The organism is Polyangiaceae bacterium, assembly GCA_015075635.1.
Taxonomy (GTDB): Bacteria; Myxococcota_A; Polyangia; order Polyangiales; family Polyangiaceae; genus JADJKB01.
In genome coordinates this window covers 1,112,795-1,129,733 of sequence record JABTUA010000001.1, presented here as the reverse complement: position 1 = coordinate 1,129,733, position 16,939 = coordinate 1,112,795, and the positions used below count along the sequence as shown (strand labels likewise).

General features: G+C 70.2%; 5 protein-coding genes and 3 pseudogenes. 5 read left to right on the top strand and 3 right to left on the bottom strand.

Annotated features, from left to right (window positions below; genetic code table 11):
* Nucleotides 1–230: 230 nt before the first annotated feature.
* Both HS104_05230 and HS104_05225 read right to left on the bottom strand, forming a co-directional pair.
* A pseudogene (locus HS104_05230) lies at nucleotides 231–11,591 on the bottom strand (tetratricopeptide repeat protein).
* 123 nt (nucleotides 11,592–11,714) lie between these two features.
* Complete coding sequence (locus tag HS104_05225) at nucleotides 11,715–12,563, bottom strand: tetratricopeptide repeat protein (GenBank protein MBE7479375.1); 849 nt, start codon at nucleotides 12,561–12,563, stop codon at nucleotides 11,715–11,717.
* Between the two features lie 49 nt (nucleotides 12,564–12,612).
* Between HS104_05225 and HS104_05220 the strand changes: the two genes are divergently transcribed.
* The 5 genes and pseudogenes from HS104_05220 (at nucleotide 12,613) to HS104_05200 (ending at nucleotide 16,130) form a co-directional block, all read left to right on the top strand.
* Complete coding sequence (locus HS104_05220; GenBank protein MBE7479374.1) at nucleotides 12,613–13,509, top strand: 3-hydroxybutyryl-CoA dehydrogenase; 897 nt, start codon at nucleotides 12,613–12,615, stop codon at nucleotides 13,507–13,509.
* Between the two features lie 3 nt (nucleotides 13,510–13,512).
* Nucleotides 13,513–14,300, top strand: a pseudogene (locus HS104_05215) (enoyl-CoA hydratase/isomerase family protein).
* 86 nt (nucleotides 14,301–14,386) lie between these two features.
* Nucleotides 14,387–14,983 carry a hypothetical protein gene (locus tag HS104_05210; protein MBE7479373.1) on the top strand — a complete coding sequence of 199 codons (597 nt, stop codon included), beginning with the start codon at nucleotides 14,387–14,389 and terminating at the stop codon, nucleotides 14,981–14,983.
* Nucleotides 14,875–15,729 (top strand): hypothetical protein, encoded by an 855-nt coding sequence (locus HS104_05205; GenBank protein MBE7479372.1) that lies wholly within the window; start codon nucleotides 14,875–14,877, stop codon nucleotides 15,727–15,729. Before HS104_05210 ends, HS104_05205 begins: the two co-directional genes overlap by 109 nt.
* Nucleotides 15,693–16,130, top strand: coding sequence for a hypothetical protein (locus HS104_05200; GenBank protein MBE7479371.1), 438 nt, complete (start codon nucleotides 15,693–15,695; stop codon nucleotides 16,128–16,130). Before HS104_05205 ends, HS104_05200 begins: the two co-directional genes overlap by 37 nt.
* Before the next feature lie 13 nt (nucleotides 16,131–16,143).
* On the opposite strand, the pseudogene efp reads toward HS104_05200, so the two are convergent.
* Nucleotides 16,144–16,715: pseudogene (efp, locus tag HS104_05195) on the bottom strand (elongation factor P).
* Nucleotides 16,716–16,939: the final 224 nt, after the last annotated feature.

The window sequence follows — 16,939 nt, the reverse complement described above, 5'->3', positions numbered from 1 at the left end:
GTCCCGCGACCGGCTCACCATCGCCACGCTCGGGCGTCCGCGGCGCGCGCGGAGGAGCGCCATCTGCCGGCCATGCCAGAACGCGAACACACTGGGCGGTGCGGAGTCGAAGGTGAGCGGCGCAGTCACCCTCACGCGAAAGGTCCAGACCCACGCCCGCACCACCAGGCCGAGCAGAAAGCCGATGAGCCGGCGCATGCCATCCAAGTCATGCACTGTGGTTCCGGGGCTCAGCCCTTGAGCTCGGCCATGAGCTGCTTGGCGCGTTCGAGCTTGTCATCCGCCTGGATCGCGCGTTCCAGCATCTGGATGGCCTTGGGCTTCTCGTTCTGCTTCGCGTGGATCTCGCCCAAGTGGAAGAACACCTCCGCCTTGGTGATCGGCGAGTCCGCTTCGAGCTTCTGCAGCAGCAGCGCGCGGAACATCTGCATCGCCTTCTTCAGATCGTCGACCTGAATGGCCACCAAGCCGAGCGCCTTGAGCACATGGACGTTCCCGGGCTCGATGCGGAACGCCTTGTCGAGCTCCTCCAGTGCCTTCTCCGTGTTCCCGTCGGCGATGTGTGCGTCCGCCAGTCGGCGGTGGATCTCCGCCAGCTCTTTCGAACGCTTGCCGCCGTAGCTCTCACGATTTTCTCCAGGACCGCCGCCGCCGCTTTCCCCTTGCCCGACGCGCTGTAAGCGTCACAGAGAGCGAGCAAGAGCTCGCGGTCGTCGGGCCTGAGCGCGCTGGCCTTCTCCAGCACCAGGCTGGCCTCTGCCCAATCGCCACGCTTCTTGGCATGCGTGTCCGCGGCGCGACGCAGGAGCGGGATCTGCGCGTCGACGCCCTCGGCCAGCTCGGCGTCCACGACCAGGTGAGCGGCGAGCTTCTCCCAGGACTCGGTCGCCTCGTAGAGCGCGAGCAAGCGGGCTCGCACTTCCTTGTCCGCCTTGTCCACGCCGAGCGCGCGCTCCAGCGCGGCGGCAGCAGCGACCTTGTCTCCGAGCTTCTCGTGGACGTCCGCCAGGGTGCCGCACGAGCGCACGGCATCCGCGCCCTCGCTCACGCCGATCAACCGGTCCAGGATCCGCGCCGCCTCGGCCAGGTCACCACCTGCCTGGTGCAAGCGCGCCAGCGCCTCGAGCGCCCCGCGGTGGGAGCCGTCGCGGTCCAACACGGCTTGGTAGGTCTCGATGGCCTTGGCGCGGTTCTTCAGCCGTGTGTCGTAGATCTCGCCCAGGCGCACCTGGAAGCGCAGCTCCGCCTGCGTGTCGCCGCGGGAGCGGGCCGCCTCGATTTGTCCCGACAAGAGCTCGGCGAGCTCCTCGTCGCGTTGCGCCTTCTCGTACAGCTCGCTCAAGGCCACGACAGCGTCACCGTTGCCGGGCTCGTCCTCGAGCACCGTCTTGAGAAAGTCCACGGCGGCGTCGATGGCCTGGAAGCGCTCGACGTTCAGCTTCGCCAGATCGATGCGCAGCGCGCTGCGCTCGGAGGCGCTGTCGGCGTTGTCCACGAGCCGCTCCAGCAAGCGCCCGAGGTTTTCCCATCGCGACGCCGACACGTACAGCTCTCGTAGCGCAGCAGCAGCGTCGCGGTCCTGCGGATCGTCCTCGAAGAGCTGCTCGTAGATGCCGATGGCGTCGTCGCGCCGGTCGAGCTTGCCCTGCGCGATGGCAGCAGCGCGGTGGCGGAGCTCCCGGATCTCGGCGCCCGCAGCCCCGAGCTCGGCACGGCGGCTGAGCAGCCGGAACGTCTCGGCGAAGTCGCCAGCGCGCTCACTGAGCTCGGTCAGCTCCGCGAGCGCCCAGGTGTTCGCGTCGTCTTGCTCGAGGAGCTCGCGCACGACGGACTCGGCCAGCTTCGCGTCACCCAGGCCGTCGGCCAGTCGCTTGGCCTCGCGGTAGGCGTCCTCGCGCCGAGCCTCGTCCACTTGAAGCTTCGCCCGGCGACGCAGCGTCTCGACCAGGTCTCGTTCGCGGCCCGGCGCTCGCTGCACCTGCTCGAGCAGCACCAACACGTCGTCGCTGTTCGGGTCGAGCTCCAGGGCCTTCGCCAGGGAGCGCTCTGCTGCCACCCCGTCCTCCATCTTGTCGCGCTGCCAGGTGGCGATGCGCACGCACAGGTCCCGACCCAGGTCGCGACCGAGCTCGGGGTTCTTGTCCACGGCGGCCCCAGCGCCGCAGCCGCCCCTCCCAGTTGCCGGTGATGGCGGCCAAGCGCTCGATTTCGTCCAAGAGCGCGGCATCGGAGGGGTCGTCGGTCAGGCCCTGCTGCAGCACTCGCTGCGCGGCGGCCGGGTCCTTGGCGTCGTCCTCCAGCACGCGCGCCAGGTTCTTGCGCATCTCGATGCGTTGTTCCTTGCTGTCGGCGAAGCCGACGCGCTTCTCGTACAGCGACGCCAAGCGGTCGGTCTTGCCGCGCTGGCGGTACACGGACTCCAGGACCTCCGCGGCCTCTTCGAACAGGTCGCGCTCGCTAGTGAGCTTCTCGAGCTCGTCGGCGGCGCCGTCGTGCTCGGGCGCGCGCTCGAGCGCCATGCGAAAGGACGCGAGCGCGCGGGCGGGCTCCTCGAAGGCCTGCACCTGGATCATGCCCAGCCGGTGGTAGAGGTCGGCCTGACCGGCGTCCGAGGGCTCCAGGGCGATGCGGCGTTCGATGACGTCGGCGAGCTCCTTCTGGTTGCCGAGCTTCGCGTGCAAGCGATCGAGGGCGAGCAACAGCTCCGGCTGCTCGCCAGCCTGCTCGAGCGCACGAACGTAGGCCTCCACCGCGCGCGCGTCGTCGGACAGCTGCTCTTCGGCGATGCGGCCGAGCCGCGCCCACAAGTCCTTGGCGACCTCTGGCTCGAAGATGCTGCCCGCGCGCTCCGCCAGCGCCTCGGCGTAGGCCGGCCAGGCGTTGGCGGCGGCCGAGAGACGCTCGATCTCCGAGTGCAGATCGGCAGCGTCCGGGCGCTCCGCCAGCGCGCGGAGCAGCGCCGCTTGGCGTCAGCCGTCCGGCCCAGCTTCGCGTCGAGCACCTCCGCTATGGTCCGAAGCGTCTCGGCGCGCTCGCTCGGGTCCGACTCCACGCTGAGGCGCATCTCCAGCGCGTCCGTCAGCTCGGCGTGGCGTTCGGTCGCGCGCAGCACCGGAATCAGGATCCCGGTGACGACGAGGCGCAAGTCCTCGTGCTCGCGACCCAGCGCCGACACCCGCGCCAGAGCTTCGGCATCACTCGGCGCCTCGTCCAGCACGAGCCGGTAGGCCTCCAGCGCTTCGTCGTAGCTGGTCAGCTTCTCCGCCAGGAGATTGCCCATTCGCGCCGCAACCGGGCGCGCTCATCCGACGACTCCGCGCGGCTCGCCTCGAGCTTCAGATTGTCGAGCAGCTCCGGCCACATCTCCTCCTGCCGGTAGAGCCGGTCCAACTCGCGCAGCACCTCGGGATCCGCGGCACGGATGGACAACGCTTGGCCCAGGAGATCGATGGCCTTGCGGCGATCGGAGAGCTTATCCTCTTGGAGCTTGGCGGCCCGGCGCAAGAGGTCGTATTTCAGCTCGGCGTCGTCCTCACCGCAGAGCTCCACGCGGCGCTGGTAGAGCTCCGCCAGGAGCTCGGCCTCGGTCCCGCCCTCACGGAGGTCGATCAGGCAGTCGACGGTGAAGGCGCTCTCCGGATCGAGCTCCAGCGCGCGCTCGTAGGCAGCGATGGCACCCGCCGGATCGTCGAGCATGTCGCGCTTTGACTCGCCCACGCGACGCCACAGGCTCGCCCGCTCCTCGTTCTCGAGCACGTACTCGGCCTTCGAGGTCAGCACGTTGACCAGCACGGCCCAGTCGCTGAGCAGCGTGGCCAGCATCTCCATTCGCGCCAGGACGTCCAGGTCCGACTCGTCCACCTGACGCAGCCGCTCGTAGGCCCCGAGCGCGGCGCGCGGGTCGTCCCGGCGCTTGTCATGGACCTCCGCGACCTTCGCCAGGAGATCGCGGCGCGAGCATGTCCGGGCTCTCCTCGAGCGCGGCCTCGTAGGTCTCGGTCAACTTGTCCCAGGAATTCGTCAGGTCCGTCAGGCGCTCGAACTCCGCGCGCGTCTCGGCGTCGTCCGGGTCGAGGCCCACCGCCACGCGTAGCGCGCGACACGCCCGCGTCGCGTCGCGCCCGCGCTCCTCCCAGAGCCGGGCGGTCTCCCTGAGCACGAAGACCTTCTCTTGCGGCGTCTCGGCCAGGGCATAGCGGTCCTCGTTCAGGCGAACGAGTCGCTTCCAGTCGTCGGCGCCCTCGTACAGGGGCCGCAAAATCTCCACCACGCGCTGCTTCTGTCCCTCGTTTCCGAGCAGGCCCTCGAGCTCCGCGACGGCTTCGGCGTGACCGGGCACTCCGCGGACGATCTCCTCGAGTTGGTCCACGGCGCGGTCTGGCTCCGAGAGCTCCTTCAGGTAGAGGCGCGCCAGCGCCAGACGGTGGGGCGCAGCGGGCTCCGGATCCAGGGCGCTCTCCGCGCGGCGCAGGTGGAGCTCCGCGAGGTCGGTCCAGCGTTCGCGCTCGCGGTACAGCTCGGTGAGCGCGTCCAGCGTGCGCTCGTCGCGCTCGTCCACGTCGAGCGCGGCTCTATAGGTCTCGATGGCCGCATCGGGGTTGCCCGCCCGCTTGCGCTCGAGCTCGGCGATGGTGTGGAGCGCCGCCAGTCTGTCCGCCGGCTCGAAGCGATGGTCGAGCGCCGCGCGGTAGTGCTCCACGCGCTCGGCGTGGCGGTCGGTCTTGACCAAGATGGCGTCCACCGCGTCGAACAGCTCGCGGCTCTCGGGCTCGAAAGCCAGAGCGCGCCTCGAGAAGGCCAGCGCGCGGTCGTTGTCGCCCAGCCCGGCGAAGATCTCGCCGGCACGCCGCGCGAGGTTGGCCGTCGCCGGCTCGTCGGCGACCACGTTCTCGAGCTCCGCGGCGTAGATCTCCGCCAATCGCTTCTCGGCGCCCGCGACCTTGGCCAGGCGCTCCAGCTCGGTGATGGTCGGCGCGTCGGACAGGTCCTCGTGCAGGAGCTTGGCGGTGGTCTCCAGCGCCGCGACGTAGTCCTCCTTCTGCTCTTCGTAGAGCTGAGCCAGCCGCGACAGGAGCTCCCGGCGTTCGTCCGGGTCCTGGCTGACCTCGAGCCGAGCCTGGATGGACTCCATGACCTTTCCGAAGTCCGCCCGGAGCAAGTAGACCGGCTCCAGGATGGCCGCGGCGCGAGCGCGGTGCTCGGCGTCGCCGCCGCCGCTCATCAGCCTCTCCAGCTCACCGATCGCGCCTTCGTGCTGCTTCTCGCTGCCCAGTGCCTCTTCCAGCTCGTCGAAGGCGCGCGGCACCTCCTGCATGCGCTGCGCGAGCACGCGCGCCATCTTGACGTGCAGGTCCGCCGGCTTGCCCTGCCCGGCGTCCAGCTGGCGGCGGTGGAGGTCCACCAGGTCCTGCCAGCGCTCCTCCAGCGCGTAGAGGCCCTCCAGCGCCTCGATGGCCGGAGCCTCGAGCGCGATGTCCAGGATGGACTCGTAGGCACCGACGGCTCCAGCGTTGTCGCTCAGCGCGTCGGAGAGGAGCTTCGCCTTGCGGTAGAGCAGCGTCTTGCGCTCGTCGTCCGACTCGGCGTTCTCGATGCGTCGCTCGAAGATGCCGAGCAGACTCTGGGAGTCGCCCTGCTCTTCGTAGAGCGACTCGAGCGAGCTGAGCGCGTGACGGTCCTCCGACCGGAGCTCGAGCGCCTTCTCGTAGTACTCCCGGGCGAGCTTCTTGTCGCCGAGCTTCTGCCGGGCGAGGTCCGCGACCTTCAGCGTGACCGAGAGCTGCAGATCGCCGTCGAAGATGTTGGGCACGACGTCGCACAGGAGCTTGACCTGGTCGGCATGGCGTCCCGATGCGGAGGCGAGACGATCGAGATGGTTGAGCCAAATCCGAGCTCCGTATGGCCCACGGCCTCGCGCAGCGCACGCTCCGCGTACTCGTAGGCGCGACGGGTGTCCTCCAGCGAGTGCTCGGCGATGTGCAGAGCCTTCTCCAGCGCCTCGATCTTCTCGACGGGGTCGTCGGTGGCGGCGACCTCGATCTCGAGCACGCGCAGGAGCGGCTCGTGCGCCCCTCACCTTCGTAGATGGGATGTAGGATCGCAGCGGCCTCGCGCCGCGCCTGCGACTCCTCCGAGTCGAGCAGCTTCTCCAGCGCAGCACGGCTGGGCGCGTGCCCGGTGTCGAGCGTGAGCGCGCGACGGTAGGCGTCCAGCGCACCCTCCAGGTCGTTCAGCTGCTCGCGCTTGAGATCCCCGAGCTTGAGAGCAGCTCGAGGCGTTCGCCGTCGTTCTGCACCACCTCGAGGTGAGCGGTGTACGACTCGGCCAGATCGTCCCAGCGCTCTGCCGACTGGTAGAGCTTCTCCAGCGCCAAGAGCGACTCCAGGGACGAGCCGTGCTCGTCCACCACGGCGCGCCAGGCTTCGATGGCGTCGCTCACGTTGCCGAGCTTCTGGGCCTGCACCTCCGCCATGCGCACCATCAGCTTGCGGCGCAGACCGACGTCTTCGGTCACCTCGCGTCGACGATCGAGGATCTGCGTCAGGCTCCTGTAGTCCTCGGTCTTTTCGTACAGGGCGTCGAGCGACGCCAGGGCCAGCTCGTCGGAGGGGTGCTCCTCGAGCCGGGCCTTCCAGGCCTCGACGGCGCCCGCGGAGTCTTCCAGCACGCTCTGGTAGAGCTCTCCCAGGCGGCCGAAGAGCTCGCGCCTCTTGTCGCCTTCTTGCTCCAGGGCGACCTGGGTCTTCAGCACCTCCGCCAGCTTCTTGTGCTGGTTCGAGGCGACGTAGATGCGCTCCAGCGCCCGGGCAGCCGGCAGCACCAGCTCGGCATCGGACTCGTCGAGCGCGAGCACCCTCTTGTAGGTGTCCTCCGCGCGAGCGGGGTCGCTGAGCAAGTCCTCGTGGATGGCAGCCGCCTTCATCAGGATCTCACCCCGCAACCCGGCGGTGTCGGCCTTCTCGGCGGCGCGATCCAACACTTCTGCGACTCGAGCGTGTGCGCCCGTGCGCCGGCCGATCTCGATCAGCCGGGTCCGCGAGTCGCCGTCGAGCGGATCGAGCGGCACCAGTCGAGCCAGTGCCTCGAAGGCGCCTTCGTCGTCGTGCATGCGCTCGTCTCGCAGCCGCGAGACCCGGCGCAAGAGCTCGCGCCGCTCGTCGTCCAGCACCGGATCTGGGCTCTCCTGACCTCGCAGCGTCTCGTCGAGCTCCTCGAGCCGGATGCCGAGCACGCGGACCAGGTCGCGGATCTCGTCCCGGGCCTCGTACACGCCCTCCAAGATCTTCGCGGCTCGTCCCCGCATGCTGCCGATGGCGAGGAGCTTCTCCGCGAGCTCTCGCGCGTCGTAGTCGTTGGGCCGTTCGCGCAGCACGTTCTCGACGTGCCCGATGGCGCGCTCGGGGTGGTGCAGCCGGTCGAGCTCGATGCGCGCCAGGCGCAGCTCGAGCTCGAGCAGCTCGTCACCGCTCGAGAGGTCCACGCGCCGAGCGAGCAACCGCGCCAGGTCTTCGTGGCGGTCGAGCCGCGCGTAGAGTCGGTCAAGGGCGCGGATCCCCCCGTCGTGGCTCGGATCGAGGTCCAGGATGCGCTCGTAGTGCGCAGCGGCCTTGACCGCGTCGTCGATGATCTCCTCGCAGACCAGCGCTACCTCCACCAACATCTCCGCCTTGCGCGCCGGGTCGTCGGTGGCCTGCGCTGCTCGATCGTACAGCGCCTCGAGCTCGCTCCAGCGCTCGGCAGCCGTCAGGATGTCCTTCAAGCGCAAGAATGCGCGCTCGTTGCCGGCGTCCAGCTTGAGCACTCGCTCCAGGTAAGGTGTGGCTCCGATGGGGTCGCCGAGCTTGTCCTCGTAGAGGCGCGCCGCGCGCTCGCACAGCTCGACCTCGATGCTCCGGTCCAGGCCGCCGCGCAAGATCTCTCGGTACGCCTCTGCCAGATCCGTCGGACGACCCGCCGAGGCCGCCAGCGCGTCGGCGCGCTCCCACAGCGAGAGCTCGGTCGGGAACTCGCGCACCGCGGCCAGCATCACGTCGAGCGCGTTGCCGTGGGCACCCAGCTTCTGGTCGTGGACGTCTGCCAGGCGCGAGTAGATGTCCAGGCGCTCCGCCTCGTCACGGGTCTGGGACAGCATCACGCTCAGCGCCTGGGCCTCCCGGCGCGCGTCACCACCGCTGGCGTATTGCGTCGCCAGGACCTCCGCCGCGCGCGTCTTGGTGGAGTCGCGTTCCATCAGCTTCTCCAGCACGCTCATCGCGCGAGCGTGCCCGGGTGACAGCTCGAGGGCGCGCACCGCCGAGGACAAGGCGTCGTCGAAGCGGTCGAGGCGCAGGAGGTAGAGCTCCGCCAGCTCGACCTCGCGCTGAGCGAGGTCGTCCCCGCTCAGGCGATCACGGTGCCGCTCGATGACCTCGGCAGCGCCGGCGGCGTCGTCGGAGAGCAGCAACAGGCGCGGCAGCGAACGGAGCGCGTTCGGCTCGCCGGGCTCCACCTCCAGGATGCGACGATACAGCTCGACGGCCTTCTCCTGCGACTCGAAGACCTCCTCCTCGAGCGTGGCCCACTCGCTCAGGATCTGCAGCTTGTCGGCGTCGCTCGGGGCGTGCTGCACGCGGAGGTCGAGCAGCCAGCGCAGCTCGTCGCGGCGGTCGTGCTCGCGCAGGAGCCCGTCCAGAGCACCCGCCACCTCTCGATCCGCGGGGTCGCGCTCGAGCAGGCGCTTGTAGGCTGCGATGGAGTCGTCGGTGCGCCCGAGCTCCCGCGCATAGAGTCCGGCGAGCTTGAGCGTCAGGTTTCGCTGCTCGGCATCGAGCATCGCGGACGCGCGTGCCGCCGCGCCGTCCGGCACGGTGACGGCGTCCTCGCGCCCCTTCTTCTTGCCGCGCTTCTTGCCCTTTTCCGCGGCGGCTGCCTCGCCTTCGCCCGCTGCCGGCCGCGGCAGCGACTCCAGCCGCGCCTCCAGGGCGCTCGCCAGCTCGCCGAAGGCCTGAGCCGCCCGCGCCGTCTCTTCCAGGAGCGCGAGCGCCTCGGCGTTCCCCGGCGAGAGCTCGTAGGCCCGGCGCGCGTAACCGGCCGCGGCCTTCTTGTCGGAGAGCTTGTGGCTCGCGGTGTCGACCAGCTTCTTGAGCCACTCGAGGCGGTCTTCCGTCGAGTCGGTCGCCTCCGCCAGGAGCTCGTAGAGCGCCGGCAGGCGCGCCCACTTCTGGTCGTGCTCGTAGAGCGGGATCAGCGCGCGCGCCGCCCTGGCGTCGGTGGGGTCCACCGAGAGGATGCGCTCGTAGGAGCGGAAGGCACGGTCGGTTGCTGCAGGTGTTGCTCGAGCACCGCCGCCGCGCGGTACGACAGGTCGATCTTGCTCTTGTCGTCCTTGGCGCGGTCGGCGGCGGTGCTCAGCACCTCCGCCAGTCCCTCCCAGTCGCCTTGCGACTCGTACAAGCTCTGCAGCCCGTCGTAGTCTCCGCCGGAGAGGTAGGCGTCGCGCAGTACGCGCAGCGCGCGGGCATGGCCCGGCGACAGCTCTAGCACCCGGCGCCACGCGCTGGCCGCGCGAGCGTGATCGCCGAGGTGGTCGGCGTACACGCCGCCGAGCTTCTGCAGCACGGCGAGACGGGCCGCTTCGTCGCTGGTCGCGTCCACGCGCTTCTCCAGCACGGAGGCCAAGGTCTGCCAGTCCTTGCTGCGCTCCGCGTGCTTCTCCAGCGCGTCCAACACCTCGACGCGACCCGGCTCGATCGCGAGGATCTGCTTGTAGAGCTCGACCGCGTCCGCGCCGCGGTTCAAGCGCTCGGCGGCGAGCTGGGCCATCTCGGTGAGCAGCGGGATCTTCGCGGAGCCCGTGAGCGCGCCGACCTCCCGCTCGTACAGCTCGTACAGGGCCGGCCAGGCGCGGCGCTTCTTGTACAGCTCCGCGAGCCGCTCCCGCGCCTCGGCGTCCGTCGGGTCGACCCCGAGCAACGCCTCGTAGGCGTCCGTCGCGTTCTGGACGTTGGAGAACTGCTCGAGCCAACGCCGGGCGACGGCGCGATACAGGTCCTTCTTCTCGGCCGCGTCCGGGGTGATCTCGGCGAGCTTGAGCTGGTTCGTCAGCAGGTCGCGCCAGCGCTGCAGCTTGTCGTAGAGCTGAACGAGCTCGCGAACCTCGACCACGTCGTTCTCGTCGAGCTTCTCGTCCAGCTGCACGATCTGGTTGAGCACGCTGACCAGCGCCGTGTCGCTCTTGAGGTGCTGGCGGTACACCTGCGCGACCTCGCGCAGGATGCCGACGCGGCGCGCGACATCGCTGGGGTCAGCACGCTCCAGCTCCTGACGCAGCAGCTCGACGAGGGCGTTGTAGCCTTGGGTCTGCTTGTACAGTCGCTTGAGAGCCTCGCGGGCCTCGACGTTGTCCGGGTCCTGACGCAGCACGCCCTTGTATTGCTCGATCGCCTTCTGGGCGTTGGCCTGGCCCTCGGCGAGCCGGGCGATCTCGGAGCTGATGGCGGTCTTGTCCGGACCGTCCTTCATGGCGCGCTGGGCGGCGCCGAGCACGTCCATCAGGCGCTTGTCGTCGTGCTCGGCCGCGGCGAACTCGCGATAGAACTCCAGCACCAACGGCTGCGTCGGCTCGACGCGCGAGATGCGCTCGAACCAGCTCTCGGCGTCGCGCAGGCGGGCGGCCTTCTTCCACAGCAGCATGGCGATCTGCAGCATGTCGCCCACGCGCTCGGGGCTGGACAGATCGCGGCCCTTGAGGTCGCGCTCGTAGAGCGCGCACAGCTCGTCCCAACGCTCCGCGTGCTCGTAGAACTCGCTCAGAAAGGCCATGGCTTCGGCGAAGTCCGGCTTGTCCCGCAGGATGCGCTCGTAGGCCCGCGCCGCCCGCTCCGGGTCGGAGAGCCGCGTCTTGAACAGGCGTGCCAGGCGCACTCCGGCCTCGATGCGATCCTTGGGCAACTCGGCTCGATCGGTGACGCGCTCCAGCACCCGCGCGACGTCCTGCCAGCGCTCCGACTGCCTGAGCACGCGCTCCAGCATCTTCGCCGCCCGCACGTTGCTCGGGTCGAGCCGCACCGACTGCTCCAGGCGCTCGGCGATGGACTTCGAGTCGGCATCCGCGCTGCCGAAACGGAACTCCATCTCCGCCGCGCGCATCAGCATCGAGCTCTTGTAGACGTCGTCCGGCGCCTGCTCCGACTCGCTCGTGTAGGTCGCCACCAGATCCTTCCAGCGACCTCGCTTGCCCTCGCTCTCCTCGATGGCCTCGATCACGGCGGACTCGTCCGGGACGAGCTCCAGGTAGCGGCGCGCGGCGCGTAGCGCGGCGTCCTCGTCGAACAGCTCGTCGCGCTGGACCCGGATGCGCTCCTTGAGCAGCACGGGCTCGGCGTCGCTGCCCTTGGCCGCCGGGATGGCGACGTCGAGCAAGCGCAGCACCGCCTCCCACTCGCCCCGGTCGGCATGGCGCGTCCGCGCGTGCTCGAGCAAGCGCAGGAGCTCGGTCGAGGGTAGGTCCCGGTCGGGCGCTTCGACCGCGGTGGTCAGCGCCTCCACGCCGGAGCGAGGTCGGGGTCGTCTTGGAGCTGGCCGAGGGCGGTCCGGATGGTCTCTGCGTGCATGCTCTGCCCGTATGGAAGTCGCTGTCCCAGATGCGCTCCCGGAGGAGCGCGCGCCGCCACGCCTGAGCGCGCGTGGGGCCTCGGGCAGACTAGGCTCCCTGCGGGGGTGACAAGCCCTCTAAATCAGCGAATCCTTTGCGGTTCCGCGGCTGCTTTGAGCTTGACCAGGAGGCGCCGTTGGGCGCGGATCGCGCCCGGGCTGCCGCCGAGGCTCTCCGCCCGCGCCAGCGCGGCTTCGGCCTCGTCGAGCCGGCGGAGCTCGAGCAACGCCCACGCCCGGCCGAGCTGGAGGTCCCCGAGCTTGGGGCGCTCCCGGGCGAGCGCGTCGTAGTGCTCGAGCGCCGTCGCCGCATCCCCTTCCGCGACGGCGACGGTGGCCAGGCCCAAGCGGTTGTCGAGGGAGCTCGGGGCCGCGGCGAGCCCCCCGGAGTACGCCGCCTTGGCGCCTGCGAAGTCCCTCAGCTTGAGCCGAACCAGCCCCAGAGCGTGCCAGGCCCTGGCGTCTCGTCGGTCGCGTCGCACGGCCTCCGCCAGCCGTGGCTCCGCCAGCTCCGCCTCGCCCCACCTCCGCCGCGCGCAGCCCCCCGGCCCGGGCCCCCGCCGGGCTGCGTGGCGCGACTTCCGCGGCGCGGTCGTACATGGCGAGCGCGTCCTCGTAGCGTGCGCGAGCTCGAGCGCGTACCCCATTTCGATCCATGGCGTGGGGTCGCCCGGTCCGAGCGCGGCCGCCAGCGCAGTCGCCTCGCGCTCCGCGGCGCCCAGATCGCCGGTCAGCGCGATGATGCGGATCAAGAGCTTGCGCTCGTCGATCGCGCCCGGGTGGCCCGCGATGTGCTCGCGCAAGAGCGCGATGGCCTCCTTTTCGCGGCCTTTGTGCACCAACATGCGGGCGCGCTGGCGGTTGCTCGCGTCGCTCGCGGCGCAGCCCACGCTGAACGCGAAGAGCCCGACGGCGGCGAGACGGCGGAGCATGGTGCGCCAAGGCTTGCATGCCCGGGAACGAAGCGGTAGCGGGGCGAGCATGAAGTCCAGTGACATCAAGACCGTCGCCGTCATCGGCGCAGGGCAAATGGGCGGGGGCATCGCGCAGGTGGCCGCCACCAAAGGCTACGGCGTGATCCTGAGCGACGCTTCCGTCGAGCTCGCGAAGAAGGGCAAGGACAAGATCGCGAAGATCCTCGCCAAGCAGGTCGAGAAGGGCAAAGCGAAACCAGACGAGGTCGAAGCCTTGCTCGGCCGCATTACCCCGCACGCGACGGGCGAAGGCCTGGAGACGGCGGACGTCGTGGTCGAGGCGGCCACCGAGAACCTGGACGTGAAGATCGCGCTGTTCAAGGCGGCCGACGCCAAGATGCGATCCGACGCGATCTTGGCCTCGAACACCTCGAGCATCAGCATCACGCGCCTGGCGGGACAGACGGGGCGCCCGGACCGCGTGATCGGCATGCACTTCATGAACCCGGTCCCGCTGATGAAGCTGGTGGAGCTGGTGCGCGGCGTGCAGACCAGCGAGGACACCTACGCCGCGATCAAGGAGCTCAGCGAGAACCTGGGCAAGACGGTGATCACCAGCAAAGACCAGCCCGGCTTCGTGGTGAACCGCATGCTCGTGCCGTTCTTGAACGAGGCCTGCTTCGCGTTGCAGGAGGGTCTGGGCACTCCCGAGGACATCGACCAGGGAGCGAAGCTCGGGCTGAACCACCCGATGGGCCCGCTCGAGCTCGCCGACCTGATCGGCCTCGACACCCTGCTGTTCATCGCGGAGGTCTTGCACCGCGAGTTCGGCGACGACAAGTACCGCCCCGCGACGCTGCTCAGGAACCTGGTCGCAGCCGGCTGGTACGGCAGGAAAGTCGGCCGCGGCTTCTACGTGTACGACGACAAGGGACAGAAGGTCGGTCGCGCCTTCGAGAGGTGAGCCATGGCGAGCTACGAAACGATCACGGTCGAGCATGCGGACGGCATCGCCGTCGTCACCGTCAACCGCCCCGACAAGCTGAATGCGCTGAACGGCAAGGTCCTGGTCGAGCTGACGGCCGCCTTCGTGAGCCTCTCGGAGAGCGAGCCCCGACGCGGGTCGCGATCTTGACCGGCGCGGGCGACAAGTCCTTCGTCGCGGGCGCGGACATCGCCGAGATGAGCGCGATGAACGCCGCGCAGGCCAAGGCGTTCAGCGACGCCGGGCACCGCTTGGGCCTGGTGATCGAGTCGGCGGCGTTCCCGGTGATCGCGGCCGTCAACGGCTTCGCCCTCGGCGGCGGCTGCGAGCTGGCGCTGTGCTGCGACTTCATCTACGCCTCCGAGAAGGCGCGCTTCGGGCAGCCGGAGGTGAACCTGGGTCTGATGCCGGGCTTCGGCGGCACGCAGCGGCTGGCGCGGCGCGTCGGGCTCGCCCGGGCCCGGGAGCTCATCTACACCGGCGATCCGGTCCCAGCGGATCGCGCCCTCGCCTTGGGTCTGGTCAACGAGGTCGTCCCACACGCGGAGCTCCTGACCAAGGTGCGGGCGGTCGCCGCGAAGATCGCCGGCAAGGCGCCGGTCGCCATCGCCTACTCCAAGCGCGTCATGGCGCGAGGGTTCGACGCGGATCTGGGCGTGGCCAACGAGCTCGAGGCCACGGCGTTTGCCTCGCTCTTCGACACCGCGGACATGCGCGAAGGCACTCAGGCGTTCGTGGAGCGACGTGCCGCGAAGTTCATCGGGCGCTAGCCCTCTGGTGCTGGGGGCCCTGATCGCCCTCCCGCTCGCGGCAGGCTGCGACGGCTGCGGCAAGGACAAGCCCTATACCCCTTCGGGTGGCGAGCGGCCTGCCGAGCGCGGTCGCCGAGGCAGACGCCGGGCCGGACGAGCCGGACGCGGGACTCCCGCGCCCGAAGTTCGTGGTGCGCGTTGCCTCGCCGGCGCCGGACCGGGCCACGCGCTGGTCGCTGGACGGGCGCGAGCTCGCGGCGCCCGCCGGGCGGGTGTTCGAGCGCGGTATCGCCGCCGACTTCGACGGAGACGGAACCCGGGAGAGCGTGGTCTGGACGCTGCCAGCCGCCGCGACGCCGCCGGCGCCGGCGGGTGAGCTCTGGCTCTTCCCGAGCGCCGGCGCGCCGCGGAAGCTGCTCGAGCTCCCGGGCTTCGTTCCGACGGGGCCTGCCTGCAAGCACACCGCGGCGCTGCTCCAGACTGGGCCGAAGAGCGTGACGCTGGACGTCTCGGCGAGCTGCACGACGACGTTGCTCGCGCGGCGCCCACCCGGAGCGTATCGGTCGTCGCGCCGCTGTCCGATCGCCCGCACGTGCTCACGCTGCGCGTCGCCGCCGCGTTCTCGACCGAGCCCTTCGCCCTCGACGTGGACTCCACCGACCGGGACGGGGACGGCCGGGACGACGTGCGCCTGGTCGTGACCCAGAAGCCACCGTGCAGGACCGACCCGGCGCTGGTGGCCCAGGGCTGTCCAACGGACAAGGAGGACAAGAGCGTGAGCGCCCAGGTCGTGTGGATCGATCGCGCAGCCGGTCTGTCGCGCGACGCGACCGAGCCCGCGGCCTCCCTCGGCGCCCTCGCCGCAGCGGAGCTGGGGCGCTCGAAGCGCAAGCAGACCGCCGCGAGCGTGCCCCGCGGCGTGGCCCAGCTCCGGCGGCTGCTCGGGACGCTCTGCGCGGAGGGCGCCGCGTCCCGCCTGTTCGAAGCCGACGGCAGCATGTTGCGCTGCGAGCCGCTCGGTACCGTGGTCGAGCGACTGCTCGTCGCCGAGGTGCAAGCCGCCCTCACCGAGAAGGACGTCGAGCGCGCGCTCGCTGCGCTCGATCGCGACGGCTGGTACTTCGGCCGGGTGCCGGACAAGCGGCGAGCCGAGCTCGTCAAGAGCGTCTCGGCCGACACGACCAGCGTCGAACCGAAGGTGACCAAGCTGGCGGTCTCGCCGCTGCCGCGCGGCAACGCACCGCGCCCTCAGCCCGTTGGCATTCGAGAGCTCCGGCGCGCTCCTGGTTCAGACCAGCGGCGGCCTGTCACGCATCGGCGAGCGGGACTGCCGAGCCCGTGGAGCCCGACGCCGACCTCGGCGCTTGGCCCCTCGCCATCGAGACTCGCGGCGGCCAGCGCCTGGAGAACGTGGTCTTCCCGTGCGATCGCTCGGACGTCTACCTGAACGTCGCCTCCGGCCGGGGCGCAGCAGTGCCGGCGCTGCCATCGTCGCTGCTCTCGCCGCGCCCCGGCGCGTGCTCGGGCGGCAAGGCACCCGAGGCCAGCATCATCGCGCTCGGTGAGAAGGACGACAGGCTCTCGCTGCTCGTGGCCGGCGAGAGCTTCGGCCCGCGCATCAGCCGCGCGGAGGCGGTGCTCCGGCCGCGCCTGCTCGGCACGCCGCGCTCGCCGGACGGACGTCACCTGGTCGTCCCGACGTCCCTCGGCCTGCTGGTCGAGGGCGGCGACAAACCCGAGCTCTGGCGCGTCAAGGACGCGGGAGCCTGGTCCGAGTGCACCGTCGCCGACGGCGCCAAGGCCGTCGCGTGCGTGTCGGGAGCAGAGGTGGTGCTCTTGCGCCGCTGACGCGGCGGCGACTTCAGCCCTTGGACGGGGCCTTGGAGCGCTCCAGATAGCTGGCGTTCCGCGTGTCCACCTTGATCCACTCGCCTTCGGTGATGAACAGCGGCACCGGGATGGTGGCGCCAGTGGAGATCTTGGCGGGCTTGGTCACGTTGGTGGCGGTGTCGCCCTTGGCGCCGGGCTCCGTCTCGGTGACCTGCACCACGATGTGCGGCGGCAGCGCCACGCTGACCGGGTTGCCCTTGTAGATGGTGACCTGGACTTCGACGCCGTCGATCAAGAGTTCGCGGCGTCGCCGACCGCGTCCTTGTGGACGGCGATCTGCTCGCCGCTGTTCGGGTTCATGAAGTAGTACATGTCCCCGTCGGGGTAGATGAACTGCACCGTACGATCCTCGACGTCCGCCGCCTCGAGCTTCTCGCTGGAGCGGATGTTCTTCTCGATCGTGCCGCCGGTGAGCATGTTCTTCATCTTCGTCCGGGTGAACGCCTGCCCCTTGCCCGGCTTCACGAACTGGAAATCGACGACGATGTACGGCTGACCGTCCATCATCAACTTCAGGCCTTTGCGGATGTCGCTGGTGTCCATGCTGCTCCGGTCGCGCGCGCCGGTCTCGGGCTGCGCGGGGGCACGGCTCTAGCGGGACCTGGCCCGCCATTCAAGGCGGAACGGCGCCGACCGCGCGAATCGAGGTGTTTTCCGCTGGGTACGCCGCTTGAGGCACGTGCGGCGCCGCGCCGGTCGGGCGCGGGCAACCGCTCGATGGGCCGGGCCGAGCTTGCCCGGGCCCTGTTTAGGCGATACTTCCGTCC